The organism is Citrobacter sp. TBCS-14 (genome assembly GCF_005280805.1).
GTDB classification, from domain to species: domain Bacteria; phylum Pseudomonadota; class Gammaproteobacteria; order Enterobacterales; family Enterobacteriaceae; genus Citrobacter; species Citrobacter gillenii.
In genome coordinates this window covers 1-549 of record NZ_SZWM01000983.1, presented here as the reverse complement: position 1 = coordinate 549, position 549 = coordinate 1, and the positions used below count along the sequence as shown (strand labels likewise).

The following is a 549-nucleotide window of genomic DNA, read 5'->3' as shown; positions in this document are numbered from 1 at the left end:
GGAAGGCGCAGAAATTGCCGTTCAACTGGAAGGCGACCGTATGCTGGTGCGTTCTGGCCGCAGCCGTTTCTCGCTGTCCACGCTGCCTGCCGCCGACTTCCCGAATCTGGACGACTGGCAGAGCGAAGTCGAATTCACGCTACCGCAGGCGACGATGAAGCGTCTGATTGAAGCCACGCAGTTTTCAATGGCGCATCAGGATGTGCGCTATTACTTAAACGGCATGCTGTTTGAAACCGAAGGTGAAGAACTGCGTACCGTGGCGACCGACGGTCACCGCCTGGCGGTGTGCTCTANCCGCGTAAAGGCGTGATTGAACTGATGCGTATGCTCGACGGCGGCGATAACCCGCTGCGCGTGCAGATTGGCAGCAACAACATTCGTGCGCACGTGGGTGATTTCATCTTTACCTCCAAGCTGGTTGACGGTCGTTTCCCGGATTATCGCCGCGTACTGCCGAAGAATCCGGACAAACATCTGGAAGCAGGTTGCGATATCCTCAAACAGGCGTTTGCTCGTGCGGCGATCCTCTCTAACGAGAAATTCCGC

Annotated in this window: 1 pseudogene; it reads left to right on the top strand. The window is 56.8% G+C overall.

The window, feature by feature from the left end:
• Window positions 1-549: pseudogene (gene dnaN, locus FDX22_RS22530) on the top strand (DNA polymerase III subunit beta); the annotation flags it as partial.